Origin of the sequence: Seonamhaeicola maritimus, from assembly GCF_008056315.1 — a bacterium.
Classification (GTDB): Bacteria; Bacteroidota; Bacteroidia; order Flavobacteriales; family Flavobacteriaceae; genus Seonamhaeicola; species Seonamhaeicola maritimus.
The window spans coordinates 26,138-43,109 of record NZ_VRKQ01000013.1 but is presented as its reverse complement, the minus strand read 5'-3'; the positions used below and the strand labels follow the sequence as shown (position 1 = coordinate 43,109).

Here is a 16,972-nt window from a genome sequence, read left to right as displayed (position 1 = left end):
TTTATGGTGTGCTTTCATATCTGCCTAGTTTTTTTATTTTTGCGTTTAGAATTCAATTTAACAACAAACAACATCACAAATTATGGGAAGAGCTTTTGAGTTTAGAAAAGCAAGAAAAATGAAAAGATGGTCTGCCATGAGTAAAGCATTTACTCGTATTGGTAAAGATATTGTAATGGCCGTAAAAGAAGGCGGTCCAGACCCTGATAGTAATTCCCGATTAAGAGCAGTTATACAGAATGCAAAATCTGTAAACATGCCAAAAGATAATGTAGAGCGCGCTATTAAAAGAGCCTCTGATAAAAGTCAAGGTGATTATAAAGAAGTAATTTTTGAAGGATATGCTCCGCATGGCATAGCTATTTTGGTTGAAACTGCTACGGACAATAATACCCGTACGGTTGCTAATGTGCGCAGTTATTTTAATAAATGTGATGGTAGCTTGGGTACATCCGGTTCTGTTGTTTTTATGTTTGACCATACTTGTAATTTTAGAATAAATGCTGAAGGTTTAGACCCAGAGGAAATAGAGCTTGAATTCATTGATTATGGAGCTGAAGAAGTTTTTGCAGATGACGATGGTATTTTAATTTATGCGCCTTTTGAAAGCTTCGGTGCTATTCAAGCAGAATTGGAATCAAGGGGTATAGAAATTTTGTCTTCTGGTTTTGAACGTATTCCTCAAGTAACTAAGCCTTTAGATGCTGAAAAAGCAGCTGATGTTGATAAACTTCTAGAAAAGCTTGAAGAAGATGATGATGTACAAAACGTATATCATACCATGCAAGAGCTTGAAGAATAAGAAAATCCAAAAAAAAATAATATGAGTACTGACACCAAAATCAATAATAAGATTAGATGGGGTATAATTGGTTGTGGTAATGTTACTGAAGTTAAAAGTGGTCCTGCATATAAAAACACCTAAGGCTTTTAATTAGTTGCCGTTATTGAGCGTAATGAAGTAAAAGCTAAGGATTATGCAGAGCGTCATCAAATTAAAAAATATTATTTAGAAGCCGACGCCTTGATTAATGACAATGAGGTTGATGCCATTTATATTGCCACACCTCCAGACTCTCATAAATACTATGCTTTAAAAGTTGCGGAAGCTGGTAAGATTTGCTGTATTGATAAACCAATGACTTCAAGTTACATAGATAGTTTAACTATTTACGAAACTTTTAAAGAAAAAAACATTCCTCTATTTATTGCTTACTATAGGAAGTCTTTAACCAGATTTAAAAAAATTAAAGAATGGTTAGACCAAAACAATATTGGTCATGTTAGACATATAAATTGGACGCTCACCAAACCTGTAAGTGATTTAGATAAGTCTGATGCAACAATTGGAGAACAGATGCTAAAGTTGCTCCTGGAGGGTATATTTTGATGATTTAGCAAGTCATGGTTTAGATCTATTTTGTTATTTAATTGGGGATATAAAAAATGCTCAAGGATTCAGTAATAACCAGCAAAGTTTTTATGATGCTATAGACGCTGTAACTGCAAGTTGGATTCATGAAAACGGAATAAAAGGTACTGGCAATTGGAACTGTGGGTCTCATAGTCACATTGATGAAGTAGCTATCTACGTAAGTAAAGGAAAAATTGAATTTCCCATATTTCATGATAAATCTTTGGTTTTAAGAAGTGAAACAAAAAATGAATCAATTTTTATTGAAAACCCAAAACACATTCAACAATGCCATGTAGAAGGAATGAGAGATGAACTTATCTTAAAAAATTATAAATATTCGTCAACAGGAGCCTCTGGACTTCACACTAATTGGATAATGGATAAAATTTTAAGAGAACACTAATTTCTTATTATAAAAACTTAACGCTTTAACATTTTCTTATATCAATTTGATTGAGATTTGGTTAATTTAGCTTCAATTTTTTAAAAGTGACTAAATAATTATTCAACCTTAATGCAAATTTTATGAATTTTATTGTATCTAAAAGTTTTAAATTCTTTTTAGCAACATGTCTATTAAGCATTTTTCTTATGCCTCAAAATATAGAGGCCCAAAGAAAGAAAACCCGAAAGAATAAAGATGAAGTAGCCGCAGTTGCTCCAAAACCTAAAACTCCTAAAAAGAAAACCATTTCAGACTTAGTAAAAAAGAGCAAAAAAATTGAAGGTCTTTTTACTATTTATCAAGATACAATCAATGGTTCTCTACAAATGTTAATTTCAGAAGATCAAATTGGAAAGGAATATATTTATTTTAGCCAAATTGCAGATGGTGTTATGGATGCTGGCAGAATAAATAGAGGTTCTTACAGAGGTTCGAAAGTTTTTAAAATTGAAAAGTACTTTGATAAAATTGAGTTTGTTACCCAAAATACGTCGTTTTATTACGACCCGAACAACCCAATTTCTAAAGCTGAAAGTGCAAACATAAGCCAAGGTAATATGGCTAGTGTAAAAGTTGATGTTTATGATGCTAAAAAAGGCTTATACCTTATTAAAGCTGATGGCCTATTTTTAAAAGAAACATTTTCTAGAATTAAGCCACCTTCAAGACCAGGAGGTTCTCCAATGTCTTTCAAACTTGGTAGTTTAGATAAAAATAAAACCAAAATAAAAAGCATTAAAAATTATCCAGAAAACACAAATCTTAAAGTGGAATATGTTTATACTAACCCTTCTATTTTAAGTAGAGGATCAAATGCACTTGCTGATAGCAGAAATGTAAGTATTAAAGTGTTTCATAGTTTAATGGCAATGCCTGATAATGATTACGAACCTAGATACGAAGACCCAAGAGTTGGTTATTTTACAACTCAAGTAGATGACAAAACCTCTACATCTTCTACACCTTATAGAGATTTAGTTCATAGATGGAATTTAAAAAAGAAAGATCCAAATGCAGCGGTTTCTGAGCCTGTAGAGCCTATTACGTATTGGATGGAAAACACTACACCTCTTGAATGGAGAGAAACTATTAGGCAAGGGGTTTTAGAATGGAATAAAGCGTTTGAAAAAGCAGGGTTTAAAAATGCCGTAGTGGTAAAACAACAGGCAGATGACGCAGAATGGGATGCAGGAGATATTAGATATAATGTTTTACGTTGGACTTCTTCTCCACAACCACCATTTGGAGGATACGGACCTAGTTTTGTAAACCCCAGAACTGGACAAATTTTAGGAGCCGATATTATGCTTGAATATGTTATGTTTTCTACAAGAGTTTTATACGATAAAATTTATGAAGCCTCCGCTCATTCTTATGAGTTTAATGATGACCATATGTACTGTTCATTTGGAGAGTCTTTACATGAAGACACTATGTTTGCCAAGGCTGTTGCATCTGCTTTTGGCGCAACAGAATTAGAACTTAAACAACTTCAAAAAGAAGTATTAGTTGCACTATTAATGCATGAAGTAGGTCATACTTTAGGGTTAAATCACAACATGAAGGCTAGTCAATTATTTTCGCCAGAACAGTTAGCCGATGCTGAATTTATTAAAGGTAAATGTTTAACTGGTTCTGTAATGGATTATGCCACTCTAAATGTAACCAGGGACAGAAATAAACAAGGTCATTATACTGATATGTCTGTTGGACCATATGATATTTGGGCAATTCAATTTGGATATACACCTTTTAAATCTGAAAGCGAAAAACAAGCATTACTTAACAGATCTACTGAACCAGAATTAATTTTCGGAAATGATGCCGATGATATGCGTGCTCCTGGAAAAGCTATTGACCCTAGAGTAAATGTTTGGGATCAATCAAATGATGCTATTCAATATTCTATTGATAGAATTGAATTAGCTAATGATTTAATGAAAACTGCTAAAGAAAGATTCATTACCGCAGGGGAATCATATCAAGAATTGAGAAATGTTTTCGGTCATTTAAATGGTCAGAAAGCAACTGCTGTTGGCATAATATCAAGATATATTGGTGGTGTTTATGTAGACAGAGCAATGGCCGGACAAGAAGGAGCTACACAGCCTTATACACCAGTTAGTTTGAAAGATCAAAAACGAGCTATGAAAGCTTTAAAGGATTATGCATTTACACCAAATGCTTTTGAAGCTCCAAAAGAAATATATAATTATTTAGCAAGACAAAGACGTGGATTTGATCTTGGAAGATCTCCTGAAGACCCTAAAATTCACGATTTTGTGCTAAATGCACAAAAAAATGTTTTAAGCCATTTACTCCATCCTTATACATTACAACGTATAACTGATTCTGAACTTTACGGAAATCAATATACATTGTCTCAATTTATGAGTGAATTAAATGCCGCAATATTTAATGTAGATATTTATGGAAGTGTTAATACTTTTAGACAAAATTTACAACTTGAATATACTAACCGATTAATTAGTATGTTAACTGGAAAGCAAAAAGAAAGGTTTACTTATAATTCAAAATCTATGGCTTTATATAATTTGAAAAGAATTAGAACCATGGCAACACCTAGTGGTAATACTTCATCTAGGGCCCATAAACAACACTTAAGAACCTTAATAGATAATGCTTTAACAGAAATTAAATAACTTGGATGCATTTATATTTATGGCATAAAAAAAGCTATTTCGTTTCGAAATAGCTTTTTTGCTTTTTAAGTGTGTATTAGTTGATGTTTCTTTTTAGTGACAATAATTGTTTACTTTATGTTTCATTTACTAGCACACTAATAATAAATCAATATCTGTGCCAAAATTATTTAAACACCTCTAATTTCATGAATACTCTGGTATTTTTCCCTTTATATCTTTATAAAAATCTCTTATAAATTTAAAATCAGCCTCCTTGTCTCCTGTTGGGTGAAATGGTTCTGATATTTTATTTTGTTTATTTTCAAAATCTAATGTAAACATGATTATAGGTACCTTAGCTTCTTTAGCAATATAATAGAAACCTGTCCTCCATTTTCCCACCTTTTTCCTGGTACCTTCAGGAGACATGCCTAGTCTGAACTCCTCTTTTGTATTAAAAATACTTACAATTTCTTGAACTTGATTTTTATTAGAGAATCTGTTTACTGGTGCGCCACCTAAGGCTCTAAAAAACCAACCAAATGGAAATGCAAATAAACTCTTCTTGCCTACAAAGTTAGTCTTTACACCTAATACAGAACGCAATAATACTCCAATATAAAAGTCATGCCAACTCGTATGAGGAGCTGCAATAATAACAGCCTTTTTTATTTTTTCTTTTGATAAGGTTATATTGCCAACTACCTTCCAACCAAGAAGTTTAAAGTAGATAAGTTTGGCTAACCATTGCATATTACATTTTTATGTAGAGTGATTTTAGTTTTTTCCTAGTAATTGTTTTTTTCCAGTTTTTGCCTAGAGCATTTTCCCAAAGCGGTTCTAAATCCAAGGCAATATCAATCATTGTATCAAATTCCTTGTCACTTAATTTAGAGCAAATTCCTTGTGGCAATACAACATTGTGTTTTGATTTCATTTGTTTAAAAAGTTTAACCCCTTCAGGATAAAACTCTTCTAAATGATCAAAAACAATACAATTGCCTATACCATGTTTGGTTCCTAGTAAATATGAAAGCCCATAACTCATAGCATGAGCAACTCCAACTTGTGAATAAACAATACTCATACCTCCATGCCATGAGGCCATCATAAGTTTTTCTTGAGATTCTTTTGAAGTTAAATTATCCTCTAAAAAAACTTCTTTACAAAGCGATAAGGCCATTTCTCCGTAACTCTGACTAAATGTATTTATATATGTCCCCTGAAGAGACTCCACACAATGAATAAAACAATCCATTCCCGTATAAAACCACTGGTCATTAGGAACATCTTTTAATAGTTCTGAATCTAAGACAACTTGGTCAAATGGTGTATAATCTGAATTAATACCCAATTTTCTCGTTGGTCCGGTAAGCACTGTTGTTCTTGAAACTTCAGCACCAGTTCCGGAAATTGTAGGTATTCCAACGTGGTATATGGCTTTGTTTTTAACTAAATCCCAGCCTTGATAATCCTTTGCTTCTCCTTCATTGGTTAACATTATTGAAACGGCCTTGGCTAGATCTAATAGTGTGCCTCCTCCAATGCCAATTATACCGGAAGGCCTTTCTTTATTGCTTAAAATAATTTCTTCCACTAAATCATCTACCTGAGAAGTTTTGGGTTCCTCTGCGGCAGAAATATATATTATTTTATCATCATAAGACAAGGGTATCCTTGAAGTCAACCATGAATTAGACTTAAATACATCATCTACCAAAAAAATAAAAGGTGCGTTTATATTTAGACGTTTGGGGGCTAAAATATCACTTAATTGATTGAAACTACCTCTGCCAAAAATAACTCTTGGCACCATGGGAAAGTTTTTATAACTCATTTACTAAGATTCTTTTTCAAAATGTAAAAATAATACTATTTTAATCTTACTGGTTTAAAAATGCCTGAAATTTCTCAGAAAATAACCCTATGTGATATCCGTCTACTAAAGCATGATTAACACTAATGGCAACATTCATACTTAATTCAGCACCAATTTTATTGGCTTTACCAAAAGCAATTTTTGGAACTGAATCTAATATTCCTGAAACAGGTTCCTTTTGTCCTGTAAAATTCAGCCAAGGCATTGCGGAACAATGAATACAATTTAATCCATTTTTTGGTGGATATAAATCGTCTGAATTATTGATCCTATCTTTTTCTCTTTCAATGTTTTTAATAAATACGTTGAAGTTTTCATCAAAATTAATAAAAGAAAACCCATAGGTGTTATTTGACCTCATAATAGTTGCTGAGGCATGAATTATATCATGCTCTACCACTAAATCATCTTCTATTCTATATTTTAAATTTTCCACCGCATTGATAGCTTTCATACAATCATGCAAGTATTTGGCAAAAAAACTAACTTTATTTTCTTTTGAAAAATTATATGCTTTAGTTACGTTAAATGAAAGAGTAAGTCCAAAATAAGGGTCTTTTAAACCGCAAAAGTGTTTATAATGAGCTTTTCTATTCCAATTTTCTACATCAATTACTTTCACTAATCCATGATTTTTATTAGCTCTTTCAAAGAATTTATTGTTTTATATAGCTTACCATTTGTCTCAGTCTCACTTACTTGTTCATGAGCCCATGTAGTATGAAAAGGCACATGAATAGCGTGAGCTTGTAAATTGACTAAAGGCAATACATCCGATTTAAGTGAGTTCCCAATCATTAAAAATTCAGATGGTTCAATATCTAAATGTCCCAAAAGTCTAGAGTAATTGGCTTCCTTTTTATCACTTAAAACCTCAATATGATGGAAATAATTTGTCAAACCTGATTTTTCAAGTTTTCGTTCCTGATCCAATAAATCTCCTTTAGTTGCCAATATTAGACGATATTTACTTGATAGGGCTTTTAAAACATCTTCAACTCCATCTAATAATTCAACAGGTTTATTAAGCATATCTTTTCCAATATTCAATATCTTATCTATAGTTTTAATAGACACATTATAATTAGAAAGTTCTAAAGCAGATTGAACCATAGATAATACAAAAGCCTTAACTCCATAGCCATAAAGTTCTAAGTTGGCCATTTCCATTTTAAATAATTCTTGATCTATTTTGTTAGGCGTTTCGTATTCTGATAATAGTCTGCAAAACTCCTCTTCTGCTTCCCTAAAATAGGTCTCATTAACCCAAAGGGTATCATCAGCATCAAAGCCAATAACTTTTATGTTTTTATAATTTACTTCCATGCTTTTTTTGCGCGTTCTAAATCTTCTGGAGTATCTATTTCTATACCTTGAACATCAGTTTCTACCATTTTTATTCTTTTACCGTATTCTAAATACCTTAACTGTTCTAACTTTTCAGAAGCTTCTAGGGTAAGCATAGGCAATCGGTAAAAATCTAAAATAGCCTGTTTTCTAAAGGCATATACACCTTTGTGTTTATAGTATTTAACTTCCATACTTTCATCACGTGGATATGGAATGGCACTGCGAGAAAAATAAAGAGCAAAATTTGATTGATCTATTATAACCTTTACGGTATTAGGATTATTTATTTCATCTGTATCAGTAATATGTACCATCAAGGATGCTAAATCAACCTCTTTTTTGTCATCATCTTTAAAAACTTGAATGAGCTTTAAGAGTGATTCTTTATCAGTAAAAGGTTCATCTCCTTGTACATTAATAACCACATCAATATCTAGATTTTCAACTGCTTCCGCTATTCTATCACTTCCACAATCATGTTCCTTGATACTCATTATAGCTTTACCTCCATTATTTACAATTTCATTATAAATAATATCACTATCAGTCACTACAAAAACATCATCAAACAAATTAGTTGCTACAGTAGCTTCATAAGTCCTTAATATTACAGATTTCCCATTTAAATCTTGCATAAGTTTACCTGGAAAGCGAGAGGCACTATAACGTGCAGGAATCATTGAAATTATTTTCATAAACTATTAATCAATTCTTATTCAAAAGTAAGACAAATTTACGTGCTTTAAACTTTAGATTTTTTAAACTTTTTATACAATTTGAATATTATAAACAAAAGAATAAAAACTAATACTACTGCCAATATTGGAACAAAAATAGAAACCACAGACATTACCAAAGAGGTTCCTGTTTCTAAAGTTGAAACAACAGGATTTGCAACACCAGCTGTTGTTGCAGTAGAGGCTAATCTTGTTGTACCTGCCGTTCCTGCTATGGCGGCTGCAGTTCCTCCTCCTGCTATAATGGCCAAAGACCATGTTATTACAGGGTCTAGGTTTGCAACCGTAGATAACATAATTATTGTACCTGCAATACCTGCTAATGGAACAGTAATGCTATCAAGTAAATTATCTATATAAGGTATGAAATAAGCAATTATTTCTACTAATGTAGCAACCCCTAAAGTTATTAAAGCAGTTACGCTACCAATCCATTGCCAAGATTCATTTAATTGCCAAACATCAAAATAAGCAGCTAAACTTAAAGTGAATAAGGGTAAAAAAACTCTAAATCCAACTGATGCTGCAAGCCCTATTCCTAAACAAATACTTGTTATGGTTTCAAACGTCATATAATTTATTCTTCAAAAAAATCATCTTTAAAACCAATAAGATACAATTTTTCTTTGGCTCTGGTAACCGCCGTATAAAGCCAACGTAAATATTCTTTATCTATACCATTTGGCAAATAAGGTTGTTCTACAAAAACAGTATTCCATTGCCCTCCTTGAGATTTATGACAAGTAATGGCGTATGAAAATTTAACTTGTAGTGCATTAAAGTGTTTACTTCCTTTTATTTTTAAAAAGCGCTTGTAATTGCTGCTTTCATTTTCAAAATCTTTGGCTACTTCTTGGTATAATCTATTAGAATCTTCATAAGACAATGACGGGGTTTTTGCATCAATGGTATCTAGAAGTAATACAGTTTCAAAAGGTCTCATTCTAGGATAATCTACCATTCTTATTTTTACGGTGGCAAACCTAAAACCGTACAATTCCTCCATTTTATAAATTTCTAAAACCTCAATAATATCACCATTAGCAATAAAACCAGCTTCTGTGGTTGGCTTTATCCAATAATAGTTGTTCTTAACAACCATGAGATAATCACCAGATGTTAATTCATGCTCATTAAAAAGAATTCTACTTCGAATTTGTTGATTGTAAAGATTTGCTCTTTTATTACTTCTAACTATAATGGCTGTTTCCTCATTCCCTAAATCACTATAGGCTTCATTAATGGCATCCATTATTTCATAGCCATCAACTAGCCTTACAATATCTTTAAAACCGTTTAAATCAAATTTAAATGAATCATAAATATCGCTTGATAAGCTCTCTCTTAGCATGGTGGCATTAGCAAGAATTCCAGAATCTAATTCTTGTCTAACAACTTCATCTAACTCCATCCTTGTAACTTCCTTATTATAATTTAAGCTTAAAGAATTTTCATTTAGTGCAGGGCTTAAATCTAACTTTACAGGTGGTAATTGTGCTGTATCCCCTATTAAAAGCAATTTACATTGATGACCAGAATACACATATTGCATTAAATCATCCAGCAATGAACCATTTTCAAATAATTTAGAATCACCAGGTGTATCTGGTATCATAGAAGCCTCATCTACTATAAAAAGGGTATTTTTATGTTTATTAGGTTGTAAAACAAATTTCACACCACCTCCTTTATCCTTTTTAGGGAAATAGATCTTTTTGTGGATTGTAAAAGCTTCCTTCTTAGAATAATTAGAGATTACTTTGGCAGCTCTTCCTGTTGGAGCCATTAAAACCGCACTTTTTTTGGCTTTCCATAAATTAGTTACAATAGTTCCTACTATTGTTGTTTTTCCTGTACCAGCATATCCTTTTAAAACATATAAAGCATTTGAAGATTTACTAAAAATAAATTCTGCTAACTGTTGTAAAACAATATCTTGTTTTAACGTTGGTTGGAACGGAAATTGCTGTTTTATAAGAGAATAAAATTCTGGAGGGGTCATTAAAAGTATGGCAAAAAATAAATTATTCAAATATAGAATGATTTTTATTCACTGGGGGTTTTAACGATTAAAAAAAAATTGTAGATTTGCGAAAGACCTTTGATAACTTTTTAATTAAAAACAACAATGTTAAAATTTATTCTTATTGCAGTTGGTGTTATACTGCTAACCTTTGTATTAGTTAAAGTAGTAGACAAATATATTCCTGCTAAACTTAAACCCGTATTAAGTATAGTACTTTGGGTACTTATTGGATACCTTGGTTACCAAACTTATATGTCTATTTATGAACCTATTAAATTTAATAAGGTAAAGAATAAACGTTACGCTAAAGTAATTGAAAGCTTAATTGATATTAGAGAAGCTCAATTAGCGCATAAAACCGTTACAGGCAAATTTTCTAAAGACTTTGATGGACTAATTAAATTTTTAGATACGGCAGAATTTACCATTACACAGCGTAGGGATACAAGTGTATTAGATGTTGAAATGACAAAACGTTATCAAGTAGATATGTTTAAGGATGAAATAATTATTGATACATTAGGTTTTGCTTCGGTAAAAGATTCCTTATTTAAAAGTTCGAACAGGTATAAATCTTTAATGAACGTTCCAGTTGGTAAACCGGGAACTAAGTTTGATTTGAAAGCTGGATTTTTAGAGCAAAATGGTATTAATATTCCTGTTTTTGAAGCATCTGTTAAAAAAGATCTTTTGTTTTATGATCAAAACAAAGACTTATTAATGGAAGAGAATCAAGTTATTTCTACTGTAGTTGGAGTTAAGGGAAATGCCATTAGAGTTGGCTCTATGGAAGAAATAACAACAAGTGGGAATTGGCCTAAAACATATGGCGATAACGAATAATAATATAGATAAACTAACTAATTTAGAAATGTCCATTCAAATAAGTTTGAATGGACTTTCTTTTTGTATTCTACAAAAAGACACAAATACCATATCTTTCTTAAAGAATATTGAGTTTGAAAAAAGACTCAATCCGTTAGAATTATTAGAGCAATTAAAGTCTGTTTTTAATTCTGAAAAATCACTACAAAATAACTTTAATAAGGTTATTGTTATTCATGATAATGAATTATCAACCTTAGTACCCAAGCCCTTATTTAAGGAAGACGCCTTAGCAGATTATTTAAAATTTAATTCTAAAATACTGAAGTCTGATTTTATAACTTATGATGATGTTATTTTAGGTGAGAGCATGTGTGTTTATGTGCCCTATATAAACATTAATAATTATGTTTATGAAAAGCATGGTGCTTTTATTTTTAAACATGTATCAACTGTTTTAATAGAATCTATTCTACAAGCAGAAAAAAATTCTGAAACACCAAAAGTATATGTAAATGTAAGCTCAGGTCATTTTGAGCTAATTGCAGTTAATAAAGCAAAATTATTGTTTTATAATACGTTTGAATACACCAGTAAAGAAGATTTTATTTATTACATCTTATTTACCGCGGAGCAGCTAAACCTTAATCCAGAAGTATTCAATTTGGTTTTTATAGGAGATATCAATAATGATGATGAATATTACAAAATTGCTTACAGGTATGTAAGGCACGTATCATTTGGAAATAGAAATGATTCCTTTTCTTTTTCTGAATTGCCACAATCATCTTATTCAAATTTTGCCTTAATTAAAAGTTTTTAATGAGAATAATATCAGGCACATATAAAAGGCGAAGAATAACCGCCCCTAAAAACCTTCCTGTACGCCCTACAACGGATATGGCTAAGGAATCTCTGTTTAATATTTTAAATAATCAATATTATTTTGAAGATATTTCTGTTCTAGATTTATTTTCAGGAACAGGTAATATTAGTTATGAATTTGCTTCTAGAGGTACCCAAAATATAATTTCTGTTGATCAAAATTTTAACTGCATAAAGTTCATCAATAAAACAGCAGAAGAGTTTGATATGCATATTCAAACCATAAAGAGTGATGTTTTTAAATTTTTAGAAAAGACAACGGTTAAGTCTGATTTTATATTTGCAGATCCGCCATATAATTTTTCTACTGAACAATTTTCTAAAATTCCACAATTAGTATTTGCTAATGAATTACTTCTGGATAACGGACTATTAGCTTTAGAGCATTCAAAGCATACAGATCTATCAAGTATAGAACATTTTAGTTATGCTAAAAGTTATGGAGGAAATGTATTTAGCTTCTTTGAATTAAATCAAAGTTAATAGGCCTTTTTTAATAATTCCCTTTTTTTCTGTATATTAGGGTTCTCCTTAAGAGTCCCAGACTCTATTATATAACACTTTTCTTTCATTAAGAGCTTTTTGTTCTTAATGCTTTTGTTTATGGTTAAACGCTAATTACTAACCTTAAAATCATAAATGAAATGAAAAATCTTCTTTTACTTGGACTCGTGCTCTCATTGTTTTTCTCCTGTCAAAACAAACCACAACGATATTTCGCAGAATCTGCAGAAACAGCTACTTTAAAAGCTGGAATAGCCGCATATGAATCTGGAGATTGGGATACATGGAGAAGCTATTTTATTGATACAGCAAAAATTTATGTAAACTCAATTAAACCAGTAGGTTTAGATGAAAGAGCTAAGGATTTAGCAGGAATGACCAGTGCTATGTCCTCTTACGGCTTCAATCATGATAAGGAATACATTGAAATGGTTATTGACAAAGAAGATGAAACATGGGTTTACTATTGGGCTACTCATATAGGCACTTTTGCGGCCACCAATAAAGAATTAAGTATGCCAGTGCATTTAGCGGTTCAATTTGTTGATGGGAAAATTGCAGAAGAACATGTATACTTTGATGCTACAGCAATGAATACTGAATTTGCAGCCGTTGCAGCCATGACTGACAATGATAAAACCATTATGGAAAGCATAAATACTTTCATTGATGAGTTTCTTAATAAAAAAGATTCAAATAGTTTAAATAATTTATTGGCCGAAGATTATTCAAGATATATCAATGATGAAAAAGTAGCCTCAGGAGCGGAAGAATTAAAAACAAGTATAGATCCCTTCTTTAAAGGCTTTTCAGATTTTAATATAGAACTATTACACACCTCAACAATTGTAAATAATGCAATTTTTGTTCATTGGAAAATGACCGGAACTCATGATGGCACATTTGCAGAAACAGAGGCTACAGGAAAAAAAGTATCCGTAAATGGTTTATCAAGATTGCAGTATAATGATGAGGCTAAACTAATTATGGAGCATATATATTTCGATCAATTAAGTGTCATGACACAAATTGGAAAAACCTTGAATTAAAAAGTGACTAATCAAACAAATACTCAAAATTATGAAAACAATCAAATCAACATTATTACTAATTCTAGCCCTATTTCTAGCTACTAACTTTTCAAATGCTCAAAAGTTTTATCAGGTTCACCAAGATAATGTGAAACCTTCAAAACTTTGGGAATATGAAAAAATAGCCAAAGAATTTAATGACGCCTGTGTAGAACATAATTTGCAAACTTCATGGTTATGTGCTACCATGGATGATATGAGGTATTTATACGTAACACCAATTGAAAATTTTGCAGATTTAGATAAACGCCCTTTTGCCGATATGGCAAAGGCTATGGGTGATAAATTTGGAGAATTGTTTGAAAGATTTGACAAATGCTATGATTCACATGGTGATTATATCATAGTATTAGATGAAGAATTAACTTATATGCCAGATGGTATTTCTCAGTCGCAAGAAGGGCAAGACTACCGCAATTATTATTTCATTCATTATAAACCAAAAAATGGAAAGAAAATTAGAGAAGGTATGAAAGCTGTAAAAGAAATGTTTGCCTCTAAGGGTTCAAAAAATTACTATAGAATTTACAGAACCGGATTTGGTAATATGGATAGCTATTATATGGTAGCCACCTCTAGTAAGGACGCTATAGATGCGGCAACTAAGGAAAAAGCAAACAGTGAATTATTAGGGCCAGATAGATTTGAAACTTTTAAAAAAGTAATGGACTATGCCTCAAAAATGGAAGAAATGACTGGAGAAATAAGAAGAGATTTATCGTATTCACCAAAAACCGAATAATGTCAACCAACCACTTTTAACCAGATAAACCCTTCTTAAACAATATAAGAAGGGTTTATTATTTCTAAGCAAATCTATAAGCCGAATCCTGTACTTTTTCTTTTTGAAAAAGAATCATAAAAAGAAAAAACCCTTATCATTTATCTGAGTGTATTGTTGCCAATACACTTTAGCTGTCTACCCTCCAACATTGGGCGTGCAACCCTAGGCGTTGGTATACATGACATTGCACCATATAGAGTTTACCTGATTTCACTACAGCATTACCTGTACATACTTTCTGTTGCACTTTTCCTAGTCTCACAACTGGTGGCCATTAACCACTATATTGCACTATGGTGTTCGGACTTTCCTCTACTATAAAATAGCAGCGATAAGGCAATCTACTTGCCCACAAAGTTACAACTCTAAAAATTCAAATTCTAAATTTAATAAAGTATTTGGGCGTTCCCTTTCAGGTCAGGCTTTTCATTTCAAGTCCTTGCTCCTGTCGTCGCTGTGGGCTTTACACTACAATCCTTAACGCAATTACTTGTTATGACTTATATTTTTATTGAAAGTTTGTTTATTTTGAATACGGCTATGAGTAGTTGCGTCGTTTAGCGATTAACTTAGCAAGCTCAAATATAATTCAGAATTTCTCACCTATCAATTTTGTTCCAGTATTATTCTTTGGTATTCAAATATGCTTTTAAACGTGTTAAACCACTAATCCAACCAGCTGGATGATGTATACCACCTTCATCACCAAAAACAATAGGTAAATCTGTTTCTTTTGAAGGTTTTTCAAGCTTAAATTGTCCATCGGCCTCAAAACCATTGGTAATAGTACCAACCATGGCATCCCAATCTTCTTTATAACGGTTACCAATACCTACAATCATACTTGCAGAAAAGTCAGGATTGTTTTCATGAAATCCAGAGTGTAACCCTGTAATCCATTGTAAGTTTCCTGTAGCAATATCTATAAACTGTTCGTCATGGTACAAATGATAAAACTCCATAGCTAAACCAGCAGCATAACCAAATATTTTGTTGTGACCGTGGTACCAACCACTCCAGTTTAATAGACCTACACCTTTATAATAGCCAGAAGGTAATATTTTAAAGGGATTTTGATTAGTTGCTGGAATAAAATAATGATAAGCAAAATCATAAACCATTTTATTCCATTTTATATTATCTGCATGATTTGGCCAGAGCTTACTCATTTCAATAAAAGGAATAAGGTAATGCGGAAAATGCCCGCCTTGATTATAGGCTTTGTAATTTGCATTCCACGCTCCACAATGAATATTTGCCTTTTCGGTAAAATCAAAAGAATCATAGGTGTAAAAATGTCCAAATAAGCCTTCTTCCGACTTTTTCTTTAACACTTGTCTAGCCATTATTTTGTTAGCGTACTCAATGGCTTTTTGTTTATATTCTGTTTCCCCAGATTTATATAATTCTAATGAAGCCCATAACATCATCATCAAATCACGAGTCATCCATTCTTTAGGTGGCTTGTGCATCCCAAATGGTGCTCCATGTGTTATTGCGAAATTATTTGTGTTATCCCAATGCAACACTGGACCAAAGGTTGAAATCCAAGAATATGCTTTAATAGAACGTTCTAGGTAAGATTCTGCTAATAGTGGGTTTTCATTTTTTATCAATCTTGAAATACGTGCTAATATCATAGCTGTTTTGGCTACATTTCCGGTAACTACTTTATAATTTTCTCGCATTTCATGTATTACTGCTCCTTCTTGAAAACCAAGTTCTTTTGCTTTATCTTGACAAAGGGAGACATAATTTGCACCAACAACAAGATGATGATAAACTTCTTGTAATTCAGATTCTTTTAATTCATTGGGAGTTAACTCTAATAAATCACAAAGAGCATTAAGCATTATAATATGACTACTCAATTCTTGTAGCGGGCTGCCACAATCTTTCCAGCCTCCTTCGGGTTTGTAACTTAAACTATCACGAATATGCAGATGATGTAGAGCTGTTGGGTACCAAGTTTTATTCCATATTAGGTTTTTACCAATTTTAATAGGCAAGTCTTTTTTACTCTTAAAAAGAGTTTCTTTTCCCTTTTTAATTTTCAAATAGTAATCACCCGCTATTTTGAAATTAGAAAAATCAACCTTCCACCAATATTTTCCCCACTTCTTTCCTTGTGAAACTATTTTACCTGAATACACTTTTTTATCATTAACTATTTTATGCAGTGTATAAGATACATTCTCACTTAAAAGTGTTGAGTCCTTGTACTGAATCATGGCTACTTTTGGCAAATTCATATCATAGCCCACTTGAGAATACGTTAAATACCTATAATCAAAACTTTCTTGAGAAAAAGTACAGATAGATGTTAGTAAAAAAATTAGCGAGTATATTTTATGCATATTTAGTTGATTATGGCCCATTATTTA

17 protein-coding genes, 1 other RNA gene and 1 pseudogene are annotated in these 16,972 nt (G+C 31.9%); 10 read left to right on the top strand and 9 right to left on the bottom strand.

Translation table 11 applies throughout. The features are described 5' to 3' along the window. Window positions 1-82 precede the first annotated feature (82 nt). The 5 genes and pseudogenes from FUA22_RS13770 (at window position 83) to FUA22_RS13760 (ending at window position 4,525) form a co-directional block, all read left to right on the top strand. On the top strand, window positions 83-802 hold the full coding sequence (locus FUA22_RS13770) for a YebC/PmpR family DNA-binding transcriptional regulator (RefSeq protein WP_147769177.1): 720 nt from the start codon (window positions 83-85) through the stop codon (window positions 800-802). A gap of 144 nt (window positions 803-946) precedes the next feature. Then, on the top strand, window positions 947-1,390 hold the full coding sequence (locus FUA22_RS18670; RefSeq protein WP_317132109.1) for a Gfo/Idh/MocA family protein: 444 nt from the start codon (window positions 947-949) through the stop codon (window positions 1,388-1,390). A gap of 40 nt (window positions 1,391-1,430) precedes the next feature. Next, window positions 1,431-1,553 (top strand): annotated as a pseudogene (locus tag FUA22_RS18685) (gfo/Idh/MocA family oxidoreductase); the annotation flags it as partial. Between the two features lie 84 nt (window positions 1,554-1,637). Next, on the top strand, window positions 1,638-1,820 hold the full coding sequence (locus FUA22_RS18665; RefSeq protein WP_317132108.1) for a hypothetical protein: 183 nt from the start codon (window positions 1,638-1,640) through the stop codon (window positions 1,818-1,820). A 188-nt stretch (window positions 1,821-2,008) separates the two neighbouring features. Beyond that, window positions 2,009-4,525, top strand: a complete 2,517-nt coding sequence (locus tag FUA22_RS13760; RefSeq protein WP_170309927.1) for a zinc-dependent metalloprotease — start codon at window positions 2,009-2,011, stop codon at window positions 4,523-4,525. A gap of 186 nt (window positions 4,526-4,711) precedes the next feature. Here FUA22_RS13760 and FUA22_RS13755 read toward each other — a convergent pair whose 3' ends face one another. From FUA22_RS13755 to FUA22_RS13725, 7 genes are read right to left on the bottom strand one after another with little or no spacing between them, the layout of a single operon-like run. Continuing rightward, window positions 4,712-5,260, bottom strand: a complete 549-nt coding sequence (locus tag FUA22_RS13755; protein ID WP_147769175.1) for a 1-acyl-sn-glycerol-3-phosphate acyltransferase — start codon at window positions 5,258-5,260, stop codon at window positions 4,712-4,714. A gap of 1 nt (window position 5,261) precedes the next feature. After that, window positions 5,262-6,344, bottom strand: a complete 1,083-nt coding sequence (locus FUA22_RS13750; RefSeq protein ID WP_241664833.1) for an iron-containing alcohol dehydrogenase family protein — start codon at window positions 6,342-6,344, stop codon at window positions 5,262-5,264. A gap of 46 nt (window positions 6,345-6,390) precedes the next feature. Further along, window positions 6,391-7,008 (bottom strand): CatA-like O-acetyltransferase, encoded by a 618-nt coding sequence (locus tag FUA22_RS13745; RefSeq protein ID WP_147769174.1) that lies wholly within the window; start codon window positions 7,006-7,008, stop codon window positions 6,391-6,393. Then, entirely contained in the window at window positions 7,008-7,712 is a 705-nt protein-coding gene (locus tag FUA22_RS13740; protein WP_147769173.1) for an HAD family hydrolase, read from the bottom strand. The genes FUA22_RS13745 and FUA22_RS13740 overlap by 1 nt, the downstream gene beginning before the upstream one ends. After that, window positions 7,703-8,431, bottom strand: coding sequence for a 3-deoxy-manno-octulosonate cytidylyltransferase (kdsB, locus tag FUA22_RS13735; protein ID WP_147769172.1), 729 nt, complete (start codon window positions 8,429-8,431; stop codon window positions 7,703-7,705). Before kdsB ends, FUA22_RS13740 begins: the two co-directional genes overlap by 10 nt. Window positions 8,432-8,478: 47 nt before the next feature. Next, the gene (locus FUA22_RS13730) at window positions 8,479-9,045 is read right to left on the bottom strand and encodes a DUF4126 domain-containing protein (RefSeq protein WP_147769171.1); all 567 of its coding nucleotides are present in this window, start codon (window positions 9,043-9,045) and stop codon (window positions 8,479-8,481) included. A gap of 5 nt (window positions 9,046-9,050) precedes the next feature. Further along, a complete protein-coding gene (locus FUA22_RS13725; protein ID WP_147769187.1) occupies window positions 9,051-10,475 on the bottom strand; it encodes an ATP-dependent DNA helicase in 1,425 nt (474 codons plus the stop codon). Between the two features lie 126 nt (window positions 10,476-10,601). On the opposite strand from FUA22_RS13725, the gene FUA22_RS13720 reads away from it, so the two are divergent. The 5 genes from FUA22_RS13720 to FUA22_RS13700 all read left to right on the top strand — a co-directional run bounded on the left by FUA22_RS13720 (window position 10,602) and on the right by FUA22_RS13700 (window position 14,546). After that, the gene (locus FUA22_RS13720; protein WP_170309926.1) at window positions 10,602-11,342 is read left to right on the top strand and encodes a hypothetical protein; all 741 of its coding nucleotides are present in this window, start codon (window positions 10,602-10,604) and stop codon (window positions 11,340-11,342) included. Continuing rightward, entirely contained in the window at window positions 11,326-12,147 is an 822-nt protein-coding gene (locus tag FUA22_RS13715; protein ID WP_147769170.1) for a DUF3822 family protein, read from the top strand. The genes FUA22_RS13720 and FUA22_RS13715 overlap by 17 nt, the downstream gene beginning before the upstream one ends. Further along, the gene (locus tag FUA22_RS13710) at window positions 12,147-12,692 is read left to right on the top strand and encodes an RsmD family RNA methyltransferase (protein ID WP_147769169.1); all 546 of its coding nucleotides are present in this window, start codon (window positions 12,147-12,149) and stop codon (window positions 12,690-12,692) included. Before FUA22_RS13715 ends, FUA22_RS13710 begins: the two co-directional genes overlap by 1 nt. Window positions 12,693-12,853: 161 nt before the next feature. Further along, a complete protein-coding gene (locus tag FUA22_RS13705; RefSeq protein ID WP_147769168.1) occupies window positions 12,854-13,762 on the top strand; it encodes a nuclear transport factor 2 family protein in 909 nt (302 codons plus the stop codon). Between the two features lie 31 nt (window positions 13,763-13,793). Beyond that, a complete protein-coding gene (locus FUA22_RS13700; protein WP_147769167.1) occupies window positions 13,794-14,546 on the top strand; it encodes a hypothetical protein in 753 nt (250 codons plus the stop codon). Window positions 14,547-14,607: 61 nt separating this feature from the next. Here FUA22_RS13700 and rnpB read toward each other — a convergent pair. Both rnpB and FUA22_RS13690 read right to left on the bottom strand, forming a co-directional pair. Continuing rightward, window positions 14,608-14,936: RNase P RNA component class A (gene rnpB / locus FUA22_RS13695), an RNA gene on the bottom strand. A 275-nt stretch (window positions 14,937-15,211) separates the two neighbouring features. Further along, window positions 15,212-16,945, bottom strand: coding sequence for a cellulase N-terminal Ig-like domain-containing protein (locus FUA22_RS13690; protein WP_170309925.1), 1,734 nt, complete (start codon window positions 16,943-16,945; stop codon window positions 15,212-15,214). Between the last annotated feature and the right edge of the window lie 27 nt (window positions 16,946-16,972).

Excerpts from the sequence above, each read along its gene's own strand:
- FUA22_RS13750 (WP_241664833.1), bottom strand. The coding sequence starts at position 6,344 with ATGAGTTATAAAAACTTTCCCATGGTGCCAAGAGTTATTTTTGGCAGA.
- FUA22_RS13740 (WP_147769173.1), bottom strand. The coding sequence starts at position 7,712 with ATGGAAGTAAATTATAAAAACATAAAAGTTATTGGCTTTGATGCTGAT.
- FUA22_RS13710 (WP_147769169.1), top strand. The coding sequence starts at position 12,147 with ATGAGAATAATATCAGGCACATATAAAAGGCGAAGAATAACCGCCCCT.
- FUA22_RS13770 (WP_147769177.1), top strand. The coding sequence starts at position 83 with ATGGGAAGAGCTTTTGAGTTTAGAAAAGCAAGAAAAATGAAAAGATGG.
- FUA22_RS13715 (WP_147769170.1), top strand. The coding sequence starts at position 11,326 with ATGGCGATAACGAATAATAATATAGATAAACTAACTAATTTAGAAATG.
- FUA22_RS13705 (WP_147769168.1), top strand. The coding sequence starts at position 12,854 with ATGAAAAATCTTCTTTTACTTGGACTCGTGCTCTCATTGTTTTTCTCC.
- FUA22_RS13690 (WP_170309925.1), bottom strand. The coding sequence starts at position 16,945 with ATGCATAAAATATACTCGCTAATTTTTTTACTAACATCTATCTGTACT.
- FUA22_RS13755 (WP_147769175.1), bottom strand. The coding sequence starts at position 5,260 with ATGCAATGGTTAGCCAAACTTATCTACTTTAAACTTCTTGGTTGGAAG.
- FUA22_RS13720 (WP_170309926.1), top strand. The coding sequence starts at position 10,602 with ATGTTAAAATTTATTCTTATTGCAGTTGGTGTTATACTGCTAACCTTT.
- FUA22_RS13700 (WP_147769167.1), top strand. The coding sequence starts at position 13,794 with ATGAAAACAATCAAATCAACATTATTACTAATTCTAGCCCTATTTCTA.
- FUA22_RS13725 (WP_147769187.1), bottom strand. The coding sequence starts at position 10,475 with ATGACCCCTCCAGAATTTTATTCTCTTATAAAACAGCAATTTCCGTTC.
- FUA22_RS13730 (WP_147769171.1), bottom strand. The coding sequence starts at position 9,045 with ATGACGTTTGAAACCATAACAAGTATTTGTTTAGGAATAGGGCTTGCA.
- kdsB (WP_147769172.1), bottom strand. The coding sequence starts at position 8,431 with ATGAAAATAATTTCAATGATTCCTGCACGTTATAGTGCCTCTCGCTTT.
- FUA22_RS13760 (WP_170309927.1), top strand. The coding sequence starts at position 2,009 with ATGCCTCAAAATATAGAGGCCCAAAGAAAGAAAACCCGAAAGAATAAA.